Source organism: Ochrobactrum sp. 19YEA23, from assembly GCF_029909865.1.
GTDB lineage: Bacteria > Pseudomonadota > Alphaproteobacteria > Rhizobiales > Rhizobiaceae > Brucella > Brucella gambitense.
In genome coordinates this window covers 345,914-367,285 of record NZ_JASAMQ010000004.1, presented here as the reverse complement: position 1 = coordinate 367,285, position 21,372 = coordinate 345,914, and the positions used below count along the sequence as shown (strand labels likewise).

Sequence of the window (21,372 nt, the reverse complement as noted above, 5' to 3'; positions counted from 1 at the left end):
ATCAGTTGCCCTCCGGACGGTTTTCAAAGAAGGTCGAGCGGCGTCCGCGCAACACAATGTCAAATTTGTAGGCCAGCATGTCCATCGGCAGGCTCGCATTCATGTCGAGCGGCGCGATGAGGCGTTCAACCGCGCCTCGGTCGGGAACCGTCTTCACGATCGGGCAGCGCCAGATCAGAGGGTCGCCTTCGAAATACATCTGGGTAATCAGACGCTGTGCGAAGCCATGCCCGAAGATCGAGAAATGGATATGGGCCGGGCGCCAGTCATTGACACCATTCGGCCAGGGATAGGCGCCGGGCTGGATCGTCTTGAGCCAGTAATAGCCGTTCTCGTCGGTGATGGTGCGGCCAACACCGCCGAAATTCGGATCGATTGCAGCGAGATAGGTTTCTTTCTTGTGGCGGTAGCGACCGCCGGCATTGGCCTGCCAGAATTCGAGCAGCGCACCCGGCACCGGGCGATTGCTTTCATCAAGCACGCGACCATGCACCAGAATGCGCGGGCCGACCGGCATTTCGCCGGGGCGTGCATAATTGCGGATCAGGTCGTTATCGAGTTCGTTCAGCATCCCATGCCCGAAAACCGGGCCGGTGATCTCGCTCTTGGTGCCTTCCAGCGACAGCAGCGCGCGGGTGGGCGAACGCAGAACGGATGTCTTGTACCACGGCGTATAGGCCGGTGGATGCATGGTCAGATCGCGAGCGAAAAAGGGGCTCGTTTCCGGCGGTGTGTTTTTCATTTCTCAGCTTCCTCCGCTTCCATCTGTGCGTAGGTCTGTTTGGCGATCTTGAACGCGTGGTTCGATGCAGGCACGCCCGCATAAATCGCAACATGCAGCAGAGCTTCGCAGATGTCTTCCTTGGTCGCGCCGGTATTCTTCGTGGCGCGGATATGCATTGCAACTTCATCGTCCTGGCCAAGTGCGGCCAGAAGCGCAATCGTTACCATGGAACGTTCGCGCTTGGTCCATTGCGGACGCGACCAGACCGTTCCCCATGCCGTTTCGGTAATAAGCTCCTGGAACGGCGCATCAAGACCCGTCGCACCATTCGATGCCCGGTCCACATGCGCATCGCCAAGAACCGAGCGACGGACGCTCATTCCAAGCTTGTAACGCTCGGAGCGCTCGGCAGTGTCACCCATGGTTATTCTCCCTGGAAGCTTAATTTGAAAGGCGGGTTGAAAGAAAATCGCGCAACAGCGAGACATAGGCGTCCGGTTGTTCCACGCAGGGTATGTGGCCACTCTGCGCAATTTCAGCGAAAGTCGCACCGGGCACGAGGCCTGCCAGTTCCTTGACGAGTGCAGGCGGCGTTGCGCCATCCTGATCGCCGACGACACAAAGCACAGGCACGGAAATCGCCTTCGCCGCTTCCGTGAAATCGGCATCACGCAAGGCCGCGCAGGTGGCCGCATAGCCATCAAGCGGCTGACGGACGAACATGTTGCAATAAGCGCGGAAGGCATCATTGTCCGGCTTGCGGAAATCGTCGGTGAACCAGCGCGGCATGGTGCCGTCCAGAATGCTAGCCAGACCGTTCTGCAAAATAGCGTCGATGCGGGCGTTCCACATGTCCGCAGTGCCGATCTTGTGGGCAGTGTTGGACAGGATCATGCCCGCGACGAGATCGGGTCGGGCGGCATAAACGCCCTGCGCAATCAGACCGCCAACCGAAAGGCCGCACAGAACCACGCGGCGGATCGACAGCTTTTCGAGAAGCGCGATCAGGTCCTGCGCCAGAAGCGCGATTGTGTAAGGGGTGCTACCGGTATCGGAAAGGCCGTGTCCGCGCTTGTCGTAAACCAGCGTCGGGATATCGTTGCCGAGCCTTGCCCGAACATCATCCCAGATGCGCAAGTCGGTTCCCAGCGAATTGATGAAAACCAGAACAGGCTTTTCATCCCCGCTCCACTGCAAAGCATAGTGAAGGACGACGTCATTTACATTGGCGAATTGCACGGCTTTCTCCTCTTGAGCAGCACTGTTGCGCTTTCCAATTGGTTAAGTAAAATGATATTATCAGTCGAAATCATAACTTATAGGTTATCTAATCACGTGATCGGGAACAGGATCAAGTTTCGCCATCTGCACACCTTCGTTGAAGTGGCGCGGCAGAAGAGCGTGGTCAAGGCGTCTGAGATTTTGAATATCAGCCAGCCCGCCGTCACCAAGACAATCCGCGAGCTGGAGGATGTGCTGGGTGTTCCGGTTCTGGAGCGTGACGGTCGTGGTATCCGCCTCACACGCTTCGGCGAGGTGTTTTTGCGCCATGCAGGGACGGCGTTGACGGCCTTGCGGCAGGGGCTCGATTCCGTCTCGCATGAGCTGGACGGTTCCGGCCCGCCGATCCGTATCGGTGCCTTGCCGACAGTTTCCACCCGTATCATGCCCAAGGCCATGAGCCTGTTTCTGGCGGAAAAGGCGGGCAGTCGTGTGAAGATCGTTACGGGCGAGAACGCGGTTCTGCTGGAGCAATTGCGCGTTGGCGATCTCGATCTTGTTGTCGGGCGTCTGGCCGCGCCAGAAAAGATGACCGGCTTTTCCTTCGAACATCTTTATTCCGAGCAGGTGCGGTTTCTGGTCCGGGCAGGGCATCCGCTCACTGACGGGCGACCGGTCTTCGATCATCTGGCGGATTATCCAGTGCTGATGCCGACGCAAAATTCGATCATCCGCCCCTTTGTGGAACGGCTGCTGATCGCCAACGGCATCGGCGCGCTGCCCATTCAGGTTGAAACCGTATCGGATGCTTTCGGGCGCGCTTTTGTTCGCGACAGCGACGCGATCTGGATCATTTCCGAAGGTGTTGTCGCGCGCGATGTGGCAGAAGGCAAGCTGGTCATGTTGCCGATCGATACCAGCGAAACTGTTGGCCCGGTGGGCCTGACAATGCGGACGGACACGGTCAGTTCGGGATCGCTGCAAATGCTGATCCAGATATTGCGCGATGTTTCCGGCGCTTCACTATTTCGCGCCATGCCCGGCGCAGGCGGAACGACGCTTTGATACGGTCAGTGATGCAATAGCTCGCCCAGAAACTTGCGCGTGCGTTCCTGCTTCGGATTGGCGAAGAATTCGTCCGGAGAAGCCTGTTCGATAATTGCGCCTTCGGCCATGAAGATCACGCGGTCGGCCACCTGCCGGGCAAAGCCCATTTCATGGGTGACGCAGATCATCGTCATGCCTTCATCCGCAAGGCTGACCATGGTGTCGAGCACTTCCTTGACCATCTCCGGGTCGAGCGCGGAGGTCGGTTCGTCGAAGAGCATGACCTTCGGCTTCATGCACAACGCCCGGGCGATGGCGACGCGCTGCTGCTGACCGCCTGAAAGTTGCGACGGGAATTTGTCGGCCTGCTCCAGAATTTTCACGCGGTTCAAAAGCGCCTTGGCGCTCTTTTCCGCATCTGCCTTGCTGGCCTTAAGCGAGCGCATCGGCGCCAGCATGCAGTTTTGCAGCACGGTGAGATGCGGGAAGAGATTGAACTGCTGGAACACCATGCCCACCTCGCGGCGTACAGCATCAATGGATTTGCCCGCATGACCAAGCAGAATACCGCCGACGTGGATTTCGCCCTTCTGGTAGGTTTCCAGATGGTTGATGCAGCGAATGAGCGTCGATTTTCCGCTGCCGGACGGTCCGCAAAGAACGATCTTTTCTCCCTTGCCCACAGCCAGATTGATGTCGTGCAAGGCTTGAAAATTGCCGTACCATTTCTCGACATTCTGCAAGCGGATCATCGCATCGGAAGTCTCGGCAGAGGGCTGGTGGATCATCGGGTCACTCCGGGCGGTGTCGTGGTGGTCAGCGGCTCGACGCGGCAAATTTGCGTTCAAGATGCGCGCCGAAAATCGTCAGCGGGCAGCACATCAGGAAATAGAGTGCGCCAACAATGCCGAAGACGGTGAGCGGTTCGAAAATCTGGTTGGAAATAATGTTTCCGGCCCGCGTCAGCTCGGTAAAGCCGACGATGGAGGCAAGCGATGTTCCCTTGATCAGCTGCACCAGAAAGCCAATGGTGGCAGGCAGCGAAATGCGGATCGCCTGTGGCAGGATCACGTCCTTCATGCGCCAGAAATAGCGAAGGCTGAGCGCTTTCGCGGCTTCCGTCTGGCCCCTGGGAACCGCTTCAATGGAGCCGCGCCATATTTCGCCCAGATAGGCGCTGGCATGCAGCGTCAGGCCGATGGCAACGGCAAGCCATGCATCGAGTTTCAGCCCGATGAGCGCAAGGCCGTAATAGACCACAAAGAGCTGCATCAAAAGCGGTGTTCCCTGAAACACCGCGATATAGGTTGCCGTCATCCGTTCCAGTGCTGGAATGCCCGAAGTACGCAGCAAGGCAATGCCGAGACCTGCCGTGCAGCCGCAGACAAAACCAACGGCCGAAAGCGCAACGGTCCACTTCAATCCGATCAGCAGGAAGACGAATTCATCGTGACCCATGGGGAAACTCCTACTTGACCGGATAGGCGAAATAGCGCGCCGAGATGAAGGAGAAGAGGCGCATCATGACCCAGGAAATCACCAGATAGAACGCCGTGACGGTAAAATAGACCTCGAAGCTGCGGAAGCTGTCGGATTCGATGCGCTGGGCAACGGAAGTCAGTTCATAGGCCGAGATTGCCGAGGCAATGCTGGTTGTCAGCGTCAACAGGATAAACTGGCTTGTCAGCGACGGAAAAATCGCCCGCAACGCCGGTTTAAGCACAATCAACCGGAAAACCTGCGCCTTGTGCAGACCAAGCGCGATACCAGCCTCGATCTGGCCCTTTGGAATGGATTGAACCCCGCCGCGAATGATCTCGATGGCATAGGCCCCGCCATTGATGCCTAGCGCGATGATGGCGGTTGGCGTCGGATCGAGCCGGACACCGGCAAGCGGCAATGCGAAATAGATGAAGAAGATCTGGACGAGAAATGGCGTGTTGCGGATGAGTTCGACAAAGCCGATGACCAGCCAGCGCAGAAACCAGTAGCGTGAGCCGCGCAGCAGGACGCCGCCAATGCCGATGACGATTGCCAGCAACATGCCGAATATAGCCATGGTAAAGGTTCCCAAACAGGCGAGCAGCAGGTTGGGGAGGCCATCGATGACCGGCGTGAAATCCAGAGTATAATTCATCGTTCGCTCTGTCTGTTTGCTTTTGAACAACAGGCCCTGAGCCTTGGGCGACGGGTCGTCTTTCTGGTCGCCGTTGTTCTCTTTGCTCCAATTGGCCGGTGCGGCCAGATGTCTGTCGGTCAGTCTTTGTCGACCATCTTTGCCATGGCTTGCACGGCCAGCTCGTAACCGTTTGCGCCGAACCCGATCAGGATGCCGGTCGCGACCCGTGAAATGAGGGAATTGTGGTAGATGCTCTCACGGGCATGGACGTTCGAAATATGCAGCTCGATCTTCGGGCCGTCGAACATCTTCAAGGCGTCAAGCAAGGCGACCGATGTGAATGTATATCCCGCCGGATTGACGATGATGCCGCAAGCTTCCTTCCGGGCCTGATGCACGCTTTCCACCAGCTCGCCCTCAAAATTGGTCTGGCGAAAATCGACCGTATAACCAAGCGCCTCGGCCACTTGTGTTGCGCGGTCGCGAATATCGGCAAGAGTCGTGGTGCCATAGACTGTCGGCTCGCGCTCACCGAGCAGATTGAGATTGGGGCCGTTCAAGATAAAGATGGTTCTGGACATGGTGCTTCCCGAAACGGCGGGCAGGCCGTCTTACGACATGAGGAAACGGTTGCAGACGCTGGCGTTTGTTAATCGGAGAAGCGCCCCCCCGGAGCCTCACCAATTCTCGTTTTTATGCATTTTAACGCAAAGCGGCTTCGCGCTTTTGCCGAAAATGCTGTCAGCCAGCGTCTGCAATCAGGAGCGCTGAATTATCAGTTCGCCGTGAAGGAAACGCCTTCAAGCTTTTCCGGGAATTCCGGAACAGGCACTTTCATCCACTTGTCGTAGATTTTCTTCAGCTCGCCATTGTCCTTGATCTTGTCGATGAAGGTGTTGATCGAAGCGTTGAGTTCCTTTTCGCCCAGACGCGTGCAAGCGCCGTTATAGAGCTTCTGGAATTCCAGCTTGTTTTCGAACTCACCCGGACGAGCCTTTTCGACGCGATCCATATAGAAGATGTTTCCGCCAAGCGCCTGCACCTGACCGGACGCCAGAGCCTGTACGCTTGGCGCATCGCCGTCATAACGACGGATGGTGGCGCTGGATGGCGCGTTTTTGGTAACCTGCGTGTCCTGTGCAGCGCCTTTGGCAACGCCAATGGTGAGATTGGCCATGTCGTCATTGGTCTTGATCGACATGGATTTCGGGCCGATCAGCACAATGGCATTGGCCACATAGGGCTTGCTGAACTGCACAGCCTTGGCGCGTTCCGGCAGCATGGCCATGGTTGCGAACAGCACGTCAACGCGGCCGGTGGTCAGGGCGGGAATGCGGTTGTTGACTTCAAGCGGAACGAATTCGACCGGAACGCCGAGTTCCTTGCCGAACAAAGTGGCGATATCGGCGTCGAGGCCATCCTGCTGGCCTGCGCTCGTCACAAAACCCCATGGCGGATTGTCGCCCTGAATGCCAACGATGAGCTTGCCGCGCGCCTTGATTTCTTCTGGCGTAATGGCTGATGCAGGCTTGGCGAGCCCAACGGCTGCAACCAGCGCTGCCGCGCCCAGCATCATGTGACGACGTGTCAGCATGGACTTAAACATTTGTTCCTCCTCCCAAAAACTGGCGCTCTATCGATCCTCTCCCGTGGATCAGATGGCCGTATGATTATATGTTTGGCAGATGATGCTTGGCAAATCAACCGAGTTTATCGAAATCATATGAGATTTTGAATTTTACATAAAACGATTTTTCCTGATCGGCGCCACACCCGGTGTGATTGGGCGGATGGTGGATCAGGCGATACGTCCGCTTTTGAGGATGTGGTCTACGCCGCTTTGTATATGGCGGCGTATAACCGCTTGCGCACCTTCGACATCGCGTGCAACAGCCAGTTCAAACAGCAATTTGTGGTCGTCCACGACAGGGCGTCCGCGGAATGTCTGCGCCAGCATGTGATAGCGCAGAAAGCGGTCAAACACCGAGGATAGTGCCGTCAGCAGCGTTTCTGAATCGCATGCCGACACGATGGCTTGATGAAATTCCCAGTCGTAACGAACCCAGTCGATGGTGCGCGATGCATCGCCTGCAAGCAGAACTCTTTCGGCCGCCGCGAGCTTGTGGTGGGCCGCAACGATACGGCCTTCCCATTCAAGGTCACCAGCTGCAAAGGAAAGCGCGATGGCATGGGTTTCGAGAACTCCGCGCAGATCGGCCAGTTCCTCCAGTTCCTTACGGGAGGCGGGGCTGACTTCAAAGCCGCGCTGCCCCTCGGCCACTACGAGATTTTCCGTGGTCAGCCGGTTGAGGATTTCGCGCAGCGACGAAACGCTGATCGAATAGCGCTCTTTCGCCTGTTCAAGCTTGATCTTGGCTCGTGGCGGTAACGTTCCCGAGATGATGTCCTTGCGGATCTGCCGGAAAACCACATCGCTGACGGTTTCGGTGGATGTACTGTCTTCCCGCAGCATGGTGTTTCCTTTTGCGTGGCGGTCACGTTCAATAACGATAGCGGGAAGGGCAGCCGATCAGGGCAGCGTGCCCCCGGCCAGCGCATGTTGGACGCCGCCATCTATATGTTTGATAAGAATGGCTTTTGCTTCAGTCGCATTGCGCGCCAGCGCAGCGTCCAGCAACTGCTTGTGTTCCTTTTCGGCGACGTCGCCGCGATAGGACAGTGCAACCATCTGATAGCGCAGATATTTGTCGAAGACGGTGGCATGGGTTTCCATCAGCAACCGGGAACCGCAGGCCGAGATCAATGCCTGATGAAACTCCCAGTCATAGCGCTTCCATTCTTCTGCCCGGCTGGCGTCACCTGACGCCATGATCTGTTCCATCCGCGCCAGCTTATAGTGCGAGGAGACCAGTTGCGCTTCCCAGTCCATGCCGCCGAAAGCGAAGGATTGTTCGAGCGCATGGGTTTCCAGCAACAGGCGCAGGGCTGCGATTTCCTTGAGATCGGCATCCGACATGGGGGCGACTTCAAAGCCGCGCTGCCCCTCTGCGACGACAAAGCCTTCCGACGACAGCCTGTTGAGAATTTCACGCAGCGTGCTGACGCTGGTGTCGTAGGAATCCTTCAGGCTTTCCAGCCGCAACCGTTGCGCGGGCGCCAGACGCCCGAAGATAATATCGGTCCGAATGCGGCGATAGCAGCTTTCAGCAATGGACTCATTGGAGGATTCGTAACGCATTAGAGGATATCTCAGATATTTGACACTTTATCATACATGTCTCGCGTTCCGGTTACAATGTGATATCCTGTCTTGCGGCAAGGTTTGAGACTTTCTCGGATGATCTGTTGATCGTCCCTGATCGTGGGAGCTGCTGAAGATATTCTGGGGAGGAAAAATGACGGACAGATCATTTGATAAATTGCGCGCTTTGAAGATCACACTTCTGCCTGGCCGAAAGGACGTGTGCTGATGGCGCCGCATCGTATCGCGCTGATTGGCGCAGGCTTGATTGGCCGTGAACATGTCACGTTGATAGCGGCAAATCCGAATGCGGAACTGGTTGCGATCTCCGATGTGTCGGACGAAAGCGTGCATTATGCTTCTGCCATTGGCATTCGTCATTTTCTTGATTTCGAAGCGATGCTGGACGATGTGAAACCCGATGGTGTTATCATCGCATCGCCAAATGCATTGCATGTTAAGGCGGCGCTTGCCTGCGTTGAGCGCAATATTGCCTGTCTCGTTGAAAAGCCGATTTCCGATACGCTCGAATCCGCCATTGCACTGGTGCAGGCCAGCGAAAGTTCGGGCGTGCCGGTGCTGGTTGGGCATCAGCGCCGGCACAGCCCCGATATTCAGAAAAGCAGGCAATTGCTTGCCGAAGGAACAATCGGTCGACTGGTTGCCGTGCACGGCATGTGGCTTACCGACAAGCCGGAGCACTATTTCAACGTGGATTGGCGTCGCCGGGCAGGTGGCGGACCGCTATTGATCAATCTGATCCACGACATTGATTGCCTGCGATATATTTGCGGCGATATCCATTCCGTACAGGCATTCACATCCAATGCCGTCCGTGCGTTTGAAGTGGAAGACACGGCCAGTATCGCACTCCGGTTTGAAAACGGTGCGCTCGGCAGTTTCCTGATGAGCGATACGGTGGTCTCGCCTTTCAACTGGGATACGGCTGCGGGGCAAGCGCTTTACTTCCCGCATCAGCCGGAGAACACCTATTATTTCGGCGGTACGAAAGGTTGCCTGACTGCGCCTGGCATGGATTTGTGGCGTCACGAAAACCCGGATGGCAACTGGCAGGACCCGCTTCTGCGCCAGCATGTTTCGCTGGATGGGTCGCGTGCCTATGTCAATCAGCTCGACCATTTTTTATCGGTTATCCGTCGTGAGGTGGAGCCGCTGGTGTCTGCACGCGATGGCATGATGACACTCGCAACCGTGCTGGCCATACAGACAGCAGGGGCTGAAAACAGAACCGTATCCATAGCCGAATTCGTGGAGCAGGTGAAAACCTAGCTCTCGAAGTCGCCGAAAATATCCTGCAAGCGGGTCAGTTGCTGCACCCGTTCATCGACTGCACTGCCGAGCAGAATGATGATATGCGATAACATAAGATCCATGATTGCCGTCATCGTCGCCGCGCCGTCCCACAGCGGACCGTGAGAACCGGGGACGATGAGCGCAATGTCGGCAACTTCGCTTGCCCATGGGCAGAATTCGTCGGTCAACAGGATGACCTTCACGCCGACGCGGCGCGCTTCGACCGCCAGCGGGCGCGCCTTGGAGGCGAAACGGCGCACATCGTGCAGAAACAGCACACGGTTTGCGACGGACCCATCCAGAAGTTCCGCATAGGTGCCGTTCAGTCCGTCCATGAAGGAGACGCCGGGGCGCGAATAGGAAAGTTGCGACGAAAAATATTGCGCGATGCCGCGCACATTTTGATAGGCGGCAACATAGACTTCGCGTGCTTCGATCAGAGCATCGATGGTCTGCTGCCATTCCGGCCGAGTGGTCAATTCGTAGACTGTGCCGAGGTTCTCGATCTGCTGTTGCACCAGACCTGCTAGCAATTTGCCTTCGCGAAAATCCTGCTGAAGCCGGGCGACTGGCCCTTTCACCTGCCATGCCGGATTGGAACGCCCGCGCCTGAGTGCGGTTTTCATTTCCTCCAGGCCGTCGAAGCCCAGCCGCCGCAGGTAGCGACCCACCGTCATCTGGGAAATACCAAGCCGTTCGGCAATGGACTTGGCCGTCTCGAATGGAAGGTCGGCGATGTTGCGCTCGATATAGCTGGCAATCAGCTTGTCGGCCTTGGATTTGCGTAGCTCTGCGCTTTGCAGGCGTACGAGAATGTCTTTAGCCAAACCTTACCCCCTCCCGTAAACTCCAGAGCGGTTTCCTCTGGAACTGAATCGCCAGAGCCGCTCTATCTATTTGTTTTTGAGCGTATCTTGTCCAGAAACTGTCTCACAATTTTCGGGATGTTCTCCAGTCGCGCCGATGGCGACTGGAGGCGATGCAACAGCTTATTGTGCCGTTTTCACCTTTGTCCATACCCGGTCGAGCTGGCGGACGCCGGAGCCCAGATCCTCGAAAATCTGAAGTCGCTTCATCGTATCGTCGGTCGGGTTGATTTCCTTGCTGTTTTTAATGTTGTCTGGCGTCAGCTGGCGGGCTGGCACATTGGGGGTGCCGTTGGTCTGCTGTGCAACATTGAGTGCCGCAATTTCAGGCCGTGTATAGAACTGCATGAACTTGACGGCATTGTCCTTGTTTGGCGGCGTTTTGAGAACACACATATCTTCCTGATACATGGTGCCACCCTCTTCAGGGATCACGTAACCCAAGTCCTTCGGATTGCCGAAGACGTCTATCATGCTGCCGACGAAGAAATGTGCGGCGGCAACATCGCCCGCGCCAACCATCGGTCGGGAGTCATAAGTGAAAGCGGCCACATAAGGCTTCATCTCGATCACGGTATCGGCGGCTTTCTGGAGTTGCGCCGGGTCGGTCGAATTCACGGAATTGCCGTTGAGGATGAGGCCAACACTCAGCACTTCGCGCATATCGTCGAGAAGGGTGATCTTGAGCCCCTTTTCCTTGACCGTCGCCAGCAGGTCTTTCCAGCCGGTGACGTCTTTGCCGAGGACGCGCCGGTTATAGAGAATGCCGACCGTTCCAAAGGCATAGGGCAGGCAATATTCACCCTTCGGATCGCTCTTGGCGCGAAGGAACTTCGGATCAATGTTCTTGAAGCCCTCATAGGTATTGATATCGGTCTTTGCCAGCAGATCGAGCTTGGCCATAATGTCCTGCATATGCACGGACGGAAACACGATGTCGTAGCCGCTGGCGCCGCCCTGAATCTTGGCCAGCATTTCTTCATTGGAGGAATAGGTGGAAAGGTTGACCTTGATCTTGGTCTCTTCCTCGAACTTCTGAAGAACAGCGGGATTGATATATTCGCCCCAGTTATAGATGTTCAGCTCGTCCGCCAAGCTCTTGCCGGTAGACATGCCCATAACCGTAAGCGCAATCAGCCCAAGGCGCTGAACGGCACCCTTGAAGGTCATCATAGTAGTTCCCCTTGTCGTTTGTCACATTTTTCTCAAAGGTCCCAGCATTTCCGGCCTAACGCTGGTGACGGAAAGGATGGGTCTTCGAGGCGTTGACTTGTACCGGAATATGGTATCAACATAACCAAATCACGCAAGAGTTAGTTCAATAACATTTCGGGGAACGAAAAATGCGCGATGCGATTGTGCGGCTGGTGTCAGCCGCCAAGACCTTTGCCAGTCCGGAGGGCGGCGAGGTTAGGGCACTGGACGGTATCGATCTGGATATCGGTCGGAATGAATTCATCACATTGCTGGGCCCGTCGGGTTGCGGCAAAACGACGTTGCTACAGGCAATCAGCGGATTTGCCGCACTGGATAGCGGGCGGATCGAGATCGACGGCGTCGACATGACGGACCGTCCACCTTATCGCCGCCCGGTCAATACGGTCTTTCAGAACTATGCGCTGTTTCCGCATATGAGCGTCGGGCAGAACGCCGGATATGCTCTCGAAGTCGCGGGTGTCGGGAAGGTCGAGCGCACGGAGCGCGTCAGGGCTGTTTTGCAGATGGTGGGACTGGCCGGTATGGAAGCACGCTTGCCGCGACAGCTCTCAGGCGGCCAGCAGCAGCGCGTTGCTTTGGCCCGGGCCATTGTGGCGCGGCCAAAGGTCCTGCTGCTGGATGAGCCGCTATCTGCGCTCGACAAGAATCTACGCGAGGCGATGCAGCTCGAACTAAAAACCTTGCAGCACGAATTGGGTATTACCTTCATCTTCGTCACCCACGACCAGCAGGAAGCGCTGACCATGTCGGATCGCGTGGCGGTACTTTCCAACGGGCGCATCCAGCAATTGGATGCGCCGCGGATTGTGTATGACCGCCCGGTCAATGCCTTCGTCGCCAATTTCGTTGGGGCCAGCAATCTGCTGGAAGGACAAGCCGACGCCAACGGTTTTGTATTGGGGGATGGGACGGTGTTGCATCACGACGGTGACGGCAAAGCCAAGGGCAAGGGCACCGCACTTCTGCGGCCTGAAAATTTTTCGCTTGTCGCGCGCAATGAAAGACATGGCGCGCTTGATGTCACGCTCGACCAGATTGTCTTTGTCGGCTCGTCATTCGAACTGCTTGGGCGGCTCGCTTCCGGGCGCAGGCTGATGGCGCAGATTCCGGCTGTGGACAGAAACACGGTCAATGATCTGCAGCCGGGGCAGGCTGCGCGCTGGTATTACGATCCGGCTACGGTCCACCTTCTTTGTGAAGGGGAGGGCGCGCAATGAATCTCGCTGCCCTGCGGCGCTTGCAACTGTCGGTTCTTCTTGGACCGGCCACATTGTTCCTGATGGTCTTCTTCGCCATTCCACTCGGGATTATGGTGGTGACGAGCTTCCTCGCACCCGGCCTTTATGGCGGTGTCGAATGGGAGTTCTACCCGCATAATTTCGGGCGCATTCTGGGTTTTGCCGACCCGGCATTCGAGGAATACGACCCTATCTATCTGTCGATTTTCTTTCGCTCGGTCCGGATCGCAATCGTGACGGTCATCGCCGCCTTGCTGGTCGCTTATCCTGCCGCGTTCTACATCAGCAGGCTTCCCGACCGTTGGAAGAATTTCTGCATTTTCCTCATTACCCTGCCGTTCTTCGCCAGCTTGATCGTGCGGTTGTTCGTCTGGGTGATGATCCTGCGCCCGACAGGCCTCATCAATGAAACGCTGATGTCGCTCGGTATCATTTCGCGCCCGCTCGACATGATCTATACCGACGGGGCCATCGTGCTGGGTATGGTCTATGTGTTTCTGCCATTCATGTTCATGCCGGTCTATGCCAGCATTGAAAAGCTGGACTGGCGTCTGGTGCAGGCGTCGCTTGATCTGGGTGCGGGTCCGGTGCGGACATTTTTCCGCATTGTGCTGCCGCTGACCGCACCCGGTATTGCCGCCGGTTCGGTGATTGTCTTCATTCCGTCGCTTGGAAATTTCGTCGTGCCTGCCGTGCTTGGTGGTGCCAAGGTGATGATGCTGGGCAATCTCATTGAAGGGCAGTTCCTGTCGGCGCGCAATTGGCCGTTCGGATCGGCGCTCGCCATGATGGTGATGGCCGTCATGCTGGTGCTGCTCTTGTTCTATGTGCTTTTGACCAACCGGCGTAATGCCGCCGAAGCGCTGTCGCGGTAAGGGGAGATATTCATGAAAATCGCCCGTACTCTCTTCAATGGCGGATTGCTGCTCTACGTCGCCCTGTTCTTCGCCTTCATCTATATCCCGCTTGCGCTCATCATCGTCTATTCGTTCAACGCGAATCCGGTGAACATGATGGTGTGGAGCGGCTTTACCACCGACTGGTATGCACAGGTGCTTGGTTTCAAGACAGGGGTTTCCGAAAGCGCGCTCTATATTGAATCGACCGACCAGCTTGTGGCGGCCGTGTTCAACAGTCTGAAAATTGCGATTTCAACGACGCTCATCTCGACCGTTCTCGGAACAGCGCTGGCGCTGGCTATGCATCGCTACAATTTTCTGGGAAAGCGCTTCTATCAGGTGACGCTTTTCATGCCGATGTTGATGCCGGATATCGTGCTGGGCATTGCGCTGCTGATCTTCTTCGTCAATGCAGGTATTCATCTGGGCTTGACCACGATCGTCATCGGACAATGCACGTTTCTGATCTCTTATGTGTTCATTGTGGTTTCGGCCCGGCTGGCCGGTATGGACCGTACGCTGGAACATGCATCGGCTGATCTCGGCGCCAATGAATGGACGACGTTCCGCAAGGTCGTGATGCCTCAACTCATGCCCGGCATTCTCGGCGGCGCGCTGCTTGCCTTCATTATTTCCATGGATGACCTCGTCATCACCTATTTCATCGCTGGTGTTGATGTTACGACCCTGCCGATGTTTATCTTCGCCATGCTGCGGCGCGGCATCAAACCGGAAATCAACGCGATCGCCGTCATGATGCTGACCTTCTCATTCGTCGTGGCTTCGCTCGGTCTCTATCTTCGTTCTCGGCAGAAATAATATGACTTCACAGACACCTATCCGTAAACCGCGTGGCCGCGATCTCGGCATTCCTTTCAACGGGCGCACCGGCCCAAATAATGCAATCACCGATGTCGATGGCATCGGCGTCGGCTTCCAGACGATCATTGAGAACGAGCCACGCCCGGGCCGCAAGCGTCCGGTGCGCACCGGCGTGACCGCCATTCTGCCGCATATGCAGTCTGAAACGCCGGTTCCTGTCTATGCCGGTGTTCATCGCTTCAATGGCAATGGCGAAATGACCGGCACGCACTGGATCGCAGATGGCGGTTACTTCCTTGGCCCCGTCGTCATCACCAATACGCACGGCATCGGCATGGCTCATCACGCCACCACGCGCTGGATGGTCGACCGCTATGCCTCGACCTACCAGACCGATGATTTTCTCTGGATCATGCCAGTTATTGCCGAGACCTATGACGGCGTGCTGAACGACATTAACTGCTTCCCGGTGACGGAAGCCGACGTGCGCAAGGCGCTCGACAGCGTTGCCCCCGGCCCGGTGCAGGAAGGCAATTGCGGCGGCGGTACGGGCATGATCACCTATGGCTTCAAGGGCGGTACGGGCACGGCCTCGCGCGTCGTGGAGTTCGGCGGTCGCAGCTTCACCATTGGTGCGCTGGTGCAGGCCAATCATGGTCAGCGCGACTGGCTGACGATTGCCGGTGTTCCGGTTGGCCAGCACATGCGCGACGGCACCCCGCAAAGCCAGTTGCAGGAGCGCGGTTCCATCATCGTGGTGTTGGCAACCGACTTGCCGCTGATGCCGCATCAACTGCAGCGGCTGGCGCGCCGCGCAGCGCTTGGTATCGGTCGCAACGGTACACCGGGCGGCAATAATTCAGGCGATATTTTCCTGGCCTTCTCGACGGCCAATCAGCGCCCGATGCAGCATCGCTCCGAGCCTTTCCTCCAGATGGAAGTCGTCAATGACGAACCGCTCGATCCTTTCTATCTCGCTGCGGTCGACAGCGTGGAGGAAGCGGTGGTCAATGCGATGCTGACCGCAGAAGACATGGGCGGGACTTCCTATGATCGCCTGCGGGTTCAGGCTATCGATCACGATAAGCTGCGCGAAGTGCTGGCCAGCTATGGAAGGCTGTCAGCGTAAAGCAAAAAACTGATCATTGCTTGCTATATGGAAAGCAGCGACAGACAGGAGTCTGTCGCTGCCCTTTTGTGATGTTATCTCGACTGGAGGTCAGATCATCACAATGGATGTCGGATTATGCTCGACCTGTTTCAAGTATTGATCATTAAAACGACCGCTGAAAGCGAACTGTGCCGCCCCATGCATCGTTAACCGTATTGTCTCGCACATCGGCTTCGTAGCGTTTCCACTCGCCGCCGAATTTGGTGTAGTTGATTTCCGGCGTGATGGTGAAACCGGGAACGATCTGATAGGCGATGTTGGCCGCAGCGGCCGTCTTGCCCCAATCATCATGTGCGCCTTGCAGATTGAATGCCACCTTATCGGTAGCCCTGAATTTCAAGCCGCCCCACACAGCCCAGTCGCCGCCCCACTGGCCATACATCTGATCCGGATCGTCTTCCGAAGAATATGCGCCCTGCAGCCAGAGCGAGAAACGGTCGGTCAGATTGACGTCGCCGCGGACCTTGGCAGCCCACGCTTCAATGACTGAGTCATAGGCCACAACACCAGCGATTGTCCCCCAGCCGCCCGCATATTTCAATCCGCCGACGACATGCGGCACATAGCCGTCAATGGTATAATCGTGACCGTCAGGGTTGATATAGCCGCCATCATTGTCGCCACCCTGTTCGAGGGCAATGACTGCGGAAAAGCCGCTGCTGCCTCCAAATGTGTATGAGATCTTGCCGGTGCGATAAGCGCCGGGTGAAACCACGTCATCATTGATGATATCGCCGAGATAGCCGGTGAAGGTGTGGAATTCCGAGTCGTCGATACCGACCCTCAGTCCGCCGAGTTCGATAAAGGCATATCGCAGGACAACATCCGAATCCGCATCACCATATACATCGCTGATGCCGGAACTGTTTGCCCAATAGTTGAAGCGGGTTTCAGTAAAAGTCTTCAAGGTGCCGAATTCGGTTTCCGAACCGGTCGAAGTGCGAAGCGCAAAACGGGCAGTTTTGTCCCAGCCTTCGCGATCAATGCCAGAGTAGACATCGTCACCGCCCATAATGTCATAACGGACATAACCGTGGATGCGCAGGCACGTTTCGGTGCCTGGGATATAGAAATAGCCCGCGCCATAGGCATCGCAAACACGCACATACTCAACGCCTTCCGGCTCTGGCGAGATGATTGCGTCGGCAGCATAGGATGAAAAGGAGATCATCGTCGCAGCCGTAGAGATCAGAACGGTCTTCATTTTCATAAGAGTTGCCTCGATTCAGCGTGAATTTTGTGAGGCCATTTATACAGCGGCAACTTCTCATTCTCAACAAATTCAAAAGTAATACAGAAACTAATTGCTATAATGTTGCAGTAAAGATACCAATTTATATAATGTATAATAATTTATACTTTATTGTTATATCAACCGTATTTGCTTCAGAAAATTTCATCCAGATAATAATTGGTAGGCTAATTATAAAATTCTCATTATTTTTCAAAAAGTTGCGATTTTTAGAGTTTGACTGATGGTATAATCATTCATTTCAGAATGAGAGGTTTTAATCGTGCCTTGAGGGGCTAGTGTTTAGAAAAGAAGTATTATCAATGACAATTGACGCAGAAAAATTGACTTTGTTGCGGGATTTGATGGCAAATATACTTGTTTCCGCAAAAATATGGCGGTCACTCGCAAACGAGGCCTTGCTGGATCTGGGGCTTGATTCGGGGATCGCGGCTTGCCTGTTCTGGATCGCGCATGTTGGGGACGGCGCCAAGCAGATTGATATCGCAACAGAAATGGGACTCACGGCGGCATCGCTGGTGCGGATGATCGATTCACTCGAGGCGCTTCAGCTCGCGCGTCGCGAGGTGGATGAAAACAACAGGCGGGCGAACCGGATCAGGTTGACTGAAGAGGGGCGCCGTGTCGTTTCCATCATGCAAAAGCTCCTTGATGGCGTGCATCAGAAATTGTTCAGGGAATTTGAGAGTACGGATATCGATACGGCCAACACTCTTTTGCGGCGTGTGATCAGCGAAAGAGCCTGATTACTATCGGACGTCGCGCGACGGTCTGTGGCTTTGGTTCACGTTGACGTGTTGTGGTTCCTTCCCGCCGCAGTGTTGCTGCGGAGGCTTTTTCCGGCTGATTTGTTGCTGAATGTTGCTGACTTTTGTGTGGAAATATTCGGTTACAAAAAAACAGGAAATACTCGTCGTGAAACAGTTATATTGTCTGCCAATAATAGCTGACTGTTAAACGACACGAGTCTGAATGAGTGTTCCTCCGCATATACTGATTGTCGATGATGACCCGGAAATTCGATCTCTTCTGTCTCGCTATATCAGCGAGCAGGGGTTTCGTGTTTCGGTGGCCGGTGATAGACGCGAATGTGAAAAGCGTCTTGCGGAGACGAACCCCAACCTGATCGTTCTCGATGTCATGTTGCCGGATGGTTCCGGCCTCGACATTTGCAGGCGGCTGCGGGATCGGGAGCCCAGCATTCCGGTCATTCTGCTGACTGCTTTGAAGGAAGATGTGGACCGCATCATCGGTCTGGAAATCGGCGCGGATGATTATCTCGGCAAGCCGTTCAATCCGCGCGAGCTGACGGCGCGTATCAAGGCCGTATTGCGCCGTAGCCAGCATGTGGTGCTATCCCCGAACGATGATGTGACGATCTTCCATTTCGGTGTTTTCACGCTCGATCCCCAATTGCGTGCCGTCACCAGGGAAGACGGCGTCCAGCTTGAACTGACGGCGGCCGAGTTCGACCTGCTGAAAGTGTTCGTGGAACGACCGGGTCGTTTGCTGTCACGCGATCAATTGCTCGATTTTACCCAGGGGCGCGGTCGCGGGCCGCTGGATCGCTCGATTGACGTGCTTATGAGCCGGTTGCGCCGTAAACTGGATGACAGTCAGGCCGGAGATGTGTTCAAAACTGTTCGCAATGGCGGCTATCAGCTGACGATCCCGGTCAAGACATCGGTCGTGACACGATGAACACATTGCGTAATCGCATCGCGTTGTTGTTGATCTGCGCCATTGTCGCCGTTGTGGGGCTTGCGACTTTTGCGGCAGACCGTGTGCTCAGCCCGCCGTCGCGCGAACTGACATCTGATCCGCTGGCGCGCCAGATCATCCTGCTCGTTTCGTTGTTCGATAAGAACCCCGAGGAGGCGGAGAAGCTCGGTTTCAGGCTTCAAAAGCAGCCGGTCGATAATGACGTCGATGAAAGAGGCACAAGTTTCATTTCACGCGCATTGGCGGCGAATGGTAAAAACTGGCCGATAATCGTCAGTCACGCAGATACACCGAGAACGGAGAATGTTTCTGTCAAGCTTGGTGAAGAGCAATGGTTGATCCTGCAAATCCCGCAAATGGGCCCACCGGATGGAGCGGCCCGGGTGCTGGCACTGTGGATCTGTCTGATCGTTCTGGGCAGCGCGGCCATTTCATTATTTGCCGCCGACAAGATTACCAAACCCCTGCGCCTGCTGGAAGGCGCGGTCACGCGTATCGGGCCGGATGGTGTGCTGCCGCTGATCCCCGAGACGGGATCGGGCGAGGTGCGAGCCACCGCAAAGGCCATCAACCAGCTTTCGACAAGGCTTAAAGCCGCGATGGAAAGCCGTATGCGGCTGGTGGCCGCCGCCGGTCACGATCTGCGGACACCGATGACGCGCATGCGGCTTCGCGCCGAGTTCGTCACGGATGAGACCGAACGCCAAAAATGGCTGGCCGATCTGGAAGAACTCGATTCCATTGCTGATAGCGCGATCCGCCTCGTGCGCGAAGAAGTGGACAGCAATGGCGCGACGGAGATTTTGCAGCTGGATCGCCTCGTGAGCGAGCTGGTCAAGGAACTGCGCGCTATTGGCTATTCGGCAGAGTTGCAGACAGCAAAGAACACGCAGCCGCTCATGGTGCAGGCGAACCCGATTGCGCTGACACGGGCGCTACGCAACCTGATGATCAATGCTGCAACCCATGGTCATCACGCGGTTGTGTCGAGTTTTGAGAAGAACGGCAAGGCAATCGTTTTTATAGAAGACAACGGTCCGGGCATTCCCGAGGAGATGATGGGACGCATCTTCGAGCCGTTTTTCCGGGTGGATGCGGGACGCCGTAAAATGCATCCCGGGGCCGGGCTTGGACTGGCTATCGCAAAGGAGATTATCGAGCGCATGGGAGGGTGCATCGATATCGCCAACAAAACGCCGAACGGTATCACACAAACGGTGACGTTACCGATGGCAAACAAATCGCTCTATAAACAAGGTCTATAGTATGGTTCAGCCGCTGAATTCCCATCCCAAGTCCCGACGCCCCCTCCCAGGTGTGCGGTCTTTCGGAATGGCGCTGGCAGCCGCCTCGCTTCTGCTGGTGTCGGCCTGTTCGCAAGAGCAATCCCAGAATACCGCCGCCGGCGCGGCACCCAAGCCGCAGGTCAGTGTTGTAACCCTGCAGCCGCAATCGGTATCAATCAATGCGGAAATGCCGGGACGTACGACGGCCTCGCTGGTGGCGGAAGTCAGGCCGCAGGTTGGCGGCATCATTCAGAAAAGACTGTTTACGGAAGGTGGCGAGGTCAAGGAGGGCGACGCGCTCTATCAGATCGATCCCGCCAGCTATCAGGCTGCCTATGACAGTGCTGCGGCTGCTCTCCAGAAAGCGGAAGCCACCGTGCCAAGCGCACAATCCATGGTGACGCGCTATCAGGGCTTGATCAAGCAGAACGCCGTCAGCAAGCAGGATCTCGACAATGCGATCGCGTCGCTCGCGCAAGCCAATGCGGATGTCGCGGCTGCCAAGGCGGCGCTCGATACAGCGCGGATCAATCTTGATTATACGTCGATCAAGGCGCCCATCGGGGGACGCATCGACCGGTCGACCCTGACGCCGGGCGCGCTGGTGACAGCCAGCCAGGACACGGCGCTGACCACGATCCGCACGCTCGATCCGATCAATGTCGATGTGACGCAATCAAGCACCAATCTTCTCAATCTGCGTCAGGCCATTCAGGACGGTCGCATCAAGATCAGCGGCGAAAATGTTTCTGTTCGCCTGAAACTCGAAACCGGCGCGATCTATCCGCTGTCGGGCAAGCTGGAATTTGCTGAATCCGCCGTGAGTGAAACGACGGGCACCTTCACACTGCGCGCAACATTCCCCAATCCTGATCGCCTGCTGTTGCCGGGCATGTTTGTTCGTGCACTGGTTGAAGAAGGCGTCGCGCCCGACAGTTTCCTCGTGCCGCAGCGCGGGGTGTCTCGCAACGCCAAGGGCGAGCCGACCGGTCTGTTCGTCAATGCGGAAAACAAGGTTGAGGAACGTGTTCTGGAAGTCAGCCAGAGCGTCGGCAACAATTGGCTGGTCATCAGCGGCGTTGCCGCTGGCGACCGGGTTATTGTCGAAGGCTCGCAGCTCGTTCGCGCCGGTCAGGATGTCGAGCCGGTGGATGTGACCGTCGACGATACGACGGGCGAAGTGCGCGAGCGCAAGCAGGCTCAGGCGACGGAAGATTCCGCCACCCAGCTTGCTCAGGGTCAGGCAAGCAACGCGTCGGTGAAGGAATAGA

General features: G+C 56.2%; 23 protein-coding genes. 10 read left to right on the top strand and 13 right to left on the bottom strand.

Features of this window, described 5'->3' with window-relative positions; all coding sequences use genetic code 11:
• Window position 1: 1 nt before the first annotated feature.
• The 3 genes from pcaH to pcaD are packed head-to-tail and all read right to left on the bottom strand — an operon-like array spanning window position 2 to window position 1,963.
• On the bottom strand, window positions 2-742 hold the full coding sequence (pcaH, locus tag QBD01_RS13210; protein WP_280993179.1) for a protocatechuate 3,4-dioxygenase subunit beta: 741 nt from the start codon (window positions 740-742) through the stop codon (window positions 2-4).
• Window positions 739-1,146, bottom strand: a complete 408-nt coding sequence (pcaC, locus tag QBD01_RS13205; RefSeq protein WP_113533406.1) for a 4-carboxymuconolactone decarboxylase — start codon at window positions 1,144-1,146, stop codon at window positions 739-741. Before pcaC ends, pcaH begins: the two co-directional genes overlap by 4 nt.
• Window positions 1,147-1,165: 19 nt before the next feature.
• Window positions 1,166-1,963, bottom strand: coding sequence for a 3-oxoadipate enol-lactonase (pcaD, locus tag QBD01_RS13200; RefSeq protein ID WP_280993178.1), 798 nt, complete (start codon window positions 1,961-1,963; stop codon window positions 1,166-1,168).
• A gap of 96 nt (window positions 1,964-2,059) precedes the next feature.
• Between pcaD and pcaQ the strand changes: the two genes are divergently transcribed.
• The gene (pcaQ, locus tag QBD01_RS13195) at window positions 2,060-3,010 is read left to right on the top strand and encodes a pca operon transcription factor PcaQ (RefSeq protein WP_182520756.1); all 951 of its coding nucleotides are present in this window, start codon (window positions 2,060-2,062) and stop codon (window positions 3,008-3,010) included.
• Between the two features lie 5 nt (window positions 3,011-3,015).
• Here pcaQ and QBD01_RS13190 read toward each other — a convergent pair whose 3' ends face one another.
• The 7 genes from QBD01_RS13190 to QBD01_RS13160 form a co-directional block, all read right to left on the bottom strand.
• Entirely contained in the window at window positions 3,016-3,744 is a 729-nt protein-coding gene (locus QBD01_RS13190) for an amino acid ABC transporter ATP-binding protein (RefSeq protein ID WP_280993298.1), read from the bottom strand.
• 64 nt (window positions 3,745-3,808) lie between these two features.
• Entirely contained in the window at window positions 3,809-4,450 is a 642-nt protein-coding gene (locus QBD01_RS13185) for an amino acid ABC transporter permease (RefSeq protein WP_280993177.1), read from the bottom strand.
• Between the two features lie 10 nt (window positions 4,451-4,460).
• Window positions 4,461-5,129: an amino acid ABC transporter permease gene (locus tag QBD01_RS13180; RefSeq protein ID WP_182520755.1), complete on the bottom strand. Its 669-nt coding sequence runs from the start codon at window positions 5,127-5,129 to the stop codon at window positions 4,461-4,463.
• 119 nt (window positions 5,130-5,248) lie between these two features.
• Entirely contained in the window at window positions 5,249-5,692 is a 444-nt protein-coding gene (gene aroQ / locus QBD01_RS13175) for a type II 3-dehydroquinate dehydratase (protein WP_280993176.1), read from the bottom strand.
• A gap of 194 nt (window positions 5,693-5,886) precedes the next feature.
• A complete protein-coding gene (locus QBD01_RS13170; RefSeq protein ID WP_182520753.1) occupies window positions 5,887-6,717 on the bottom strand; it encodes a transporter substrate-binding domain-containing protein in 831 nt (276 codons plus the stop codon).
• Between the two features lie 192 nt (window positions 6,718-6,909).
• A complete protein-coding gene (locus QBD01_RS13165; RefSeq protein ID WP_280993175.1) occupies window positions 6,910-7,584 on the bottom strand; it encodes a GntR family transcriptional regulator in 675 nt (224 codons plus the stop codon).
• A 57-nt stretch (window positions 7,585-7,641) separates the two neighbouring features.
• On the bottom strand, window positions 7,642-8,310 hold the full coding sequence (locus QBD01_RS13160) for a GntR family transcriptional regulator (protein WP_078336742.1): 669 nt from the start codon (window positions 8,308-8,310) through the stop codon (window positions 7,642-7,644).
• A gap of 231 nt (window positions 8,311-8,541) precedes the next feature.
• On the opposite strand from QBD01_RS13160, the gene QBD01_RS13155 reads away from it, so the two are divergent.
• Window positions 8,542-9,603: a Gfo/Idh/MocA family oxidoreductase gene (locus tag QBD01_RS13155; RefSeq protein ID WP_280993174.1), complete on the top strand. Its 1,062-nt coding sequence runs from the start codon at window positions 8,542-8,544 to the stop codon at window positions 9,601-9,603.
• On the opposite strand, the gene QBD01_RS13150 is transcribed toward QBD01_RS13155, so the two are convergent.
• Together QBD01_RS13150 and QBD01_RS13145 are read right to left on the bottom strand one after the other, a co-directional pair.
• On the bottom strand, window positions 9,600-10,454 hold the full coding sequence (locus QBD01_RS13150) for a MurR/RpiR family transcriptional regulator (RefSeq protein WP_280993173.1): 855 nt from the start codon (window positions 10,452-10,454) through the stop codon (window positions 9,600-9,602). The two genes, QBD01_RS13155 and QBD01_RS13150, sit on opposite strands and share 4 nt — an antisense overlap.
• 162 nt (window positions 10,455-10,616) lie before the next feature.
• Complete coding sequence (locus tag QBD01_RS13145) at window positions 10,617-11,666, bottom strand: spermidine/putrescine ABC transporter substrate-binding protein (protein WP_280993172.1); 1,050 nt, start codon at window positions 11,664-11,666, stop codon at window positions 10,617-10,619.
• A 170-nt stretch (window positions 11,667-11,836) separates the two neighbouring features.
• Between QBD01_RS13145 and QBD01_RS13140 the strand changes: the two genes are divergently transcribed.
• Genes QBD01_RS13140 through QBD01_RS13125 form a run of 4 tightly spaced genes read left to right on the top strand, consistent with a single transcriptional unit; the run spans window position 11,837 to window position 15,799 of the window.
• Window positions 11,837-12,928, top strand: coding sequence for an ABC transporter ATP-binding protein (locus QBD01_RS13140; RefSeq protein WP_280993171.1), 1,092 nt, complete (start codon window positions 11,837-11,839; stop codon window positions 12,926-12,928).
• On the top strand, window positions 12,925-13,824 hold the full coding sequence (locus QBD01_RS13135) for an ABC transporter permease (RefSeq protein WP_280993170.1): 900 nt from the start codon (window positions 12,925-12,927) through the stop codon (window positions 13,822-13,824). Before QBD01_RS13140 ends, QBD01_RS13135 begins: the two co-directional genes overlap by 4 nt.
• Window positions 13,825-13,836: 12 nt before the next feature.
• Complete coding sequence (locus QBD01_RS13130; RefSeq protein ID WP_280993169.1) at window positions 13,837-14,667, top strand: ABC transporter permease; 831 nt, start codon at window positions 13,837-13,839, stop codon at window positions 14,665-14,667.
• A 1-nt stretch (window position 14,668) separates the two neighbouring features.
• Window positions 14,669-15,799, top strand: a complete 1,131-nt coding sequence (locus tag QBD01_RS13125) for a P1 family peptidase (protein ID WP_280993168.1) — start codon at window positions 14,669-14,671, stop codon at window positions 15,797-15,799.
• Window positions 15,800-15,944: 145 nt separating this feature from the next.
• Here QBD01_RS13125 and QBD01_RS13120 read toward each other — a convergent pair whose 3' ends face one another.
• Window positions 15,945-17,051 (bottom strand): porin, encoded by a 1,107-nt coding sequence (locus tag QBD01_RS13120; RefSeq protein WP_280993167.1) that lies wholly within the window; start codon window positions 17,049-17,051, stop codon window positions 15,945-15,947.
• Between the two features lie 344 nt (window positions 17,052-17,395).
• On the opposite strand from QBD01_RS13120, the gene QBD01_RS13115 reads away from it, so the two are divergent.
• The 4 genes from QBD01_RS13115 (at window position 17,396) to QBD01_RS13100 (ending at window position 21,371) form a co-directional block, all read left to right on the top strand.
• The gene (locus QBD01_RS13115) at window positions 17,396-17,839 is read left to right on the top strand and encodes a MarR family transcriptional regulator (RefSeq protein ID WP_280993166.1); all 444 of its coding nucleotides are present in this window, start codon (window positions 17,396-17,398) and stop codon (window positions 17,837-17,839) included.
• A gap of 226 nt (window positions 17,840-18,065) precedes the next feature.
• Window positions 18,066-18,794 carry a response regulator gene (locus QBD01_RS13110; RefSeq protein WP_280993165.1) on the top strand — a complete coding sequence of 243 codons (729 nt, stop codon included), beginning with the start codon at window positions 18,066-18,068 and terminating at the stop codon, window positions 18,792-18,794.
• Window positions 18,791-20,080, top strand: coding sequence for an ATP-binding protein (locus tag QBD01_RS13105; protein ID WP_280993164.1), 1,290 nt, complete (start codon window positions 18,791-18,793; stop codon window positions 20,078-20,080). Before QBD01_RS13110 ends, QBD01_RS13105 begins: the two co-directional genes overlap by 4 nt.
• 67 nt (window positions 20,081-20,147) lie before the next feature.
• Window positions 20,148-21,371 carry an efflux RND transporter periplasmic adaptor subunit gene (locus tag QBD01_RS13100; RefSeq protein WP_280993163.1) on the top strand — a complete coding sequence of 408 codons (1,224 nt, stop codon included), beginning with the start codon at window positions 20,148-20,150 and terminating at the stop codon, window positions 21,369-21,371.
• Window position 21,372: the final 1 nt, after the last annotated feature.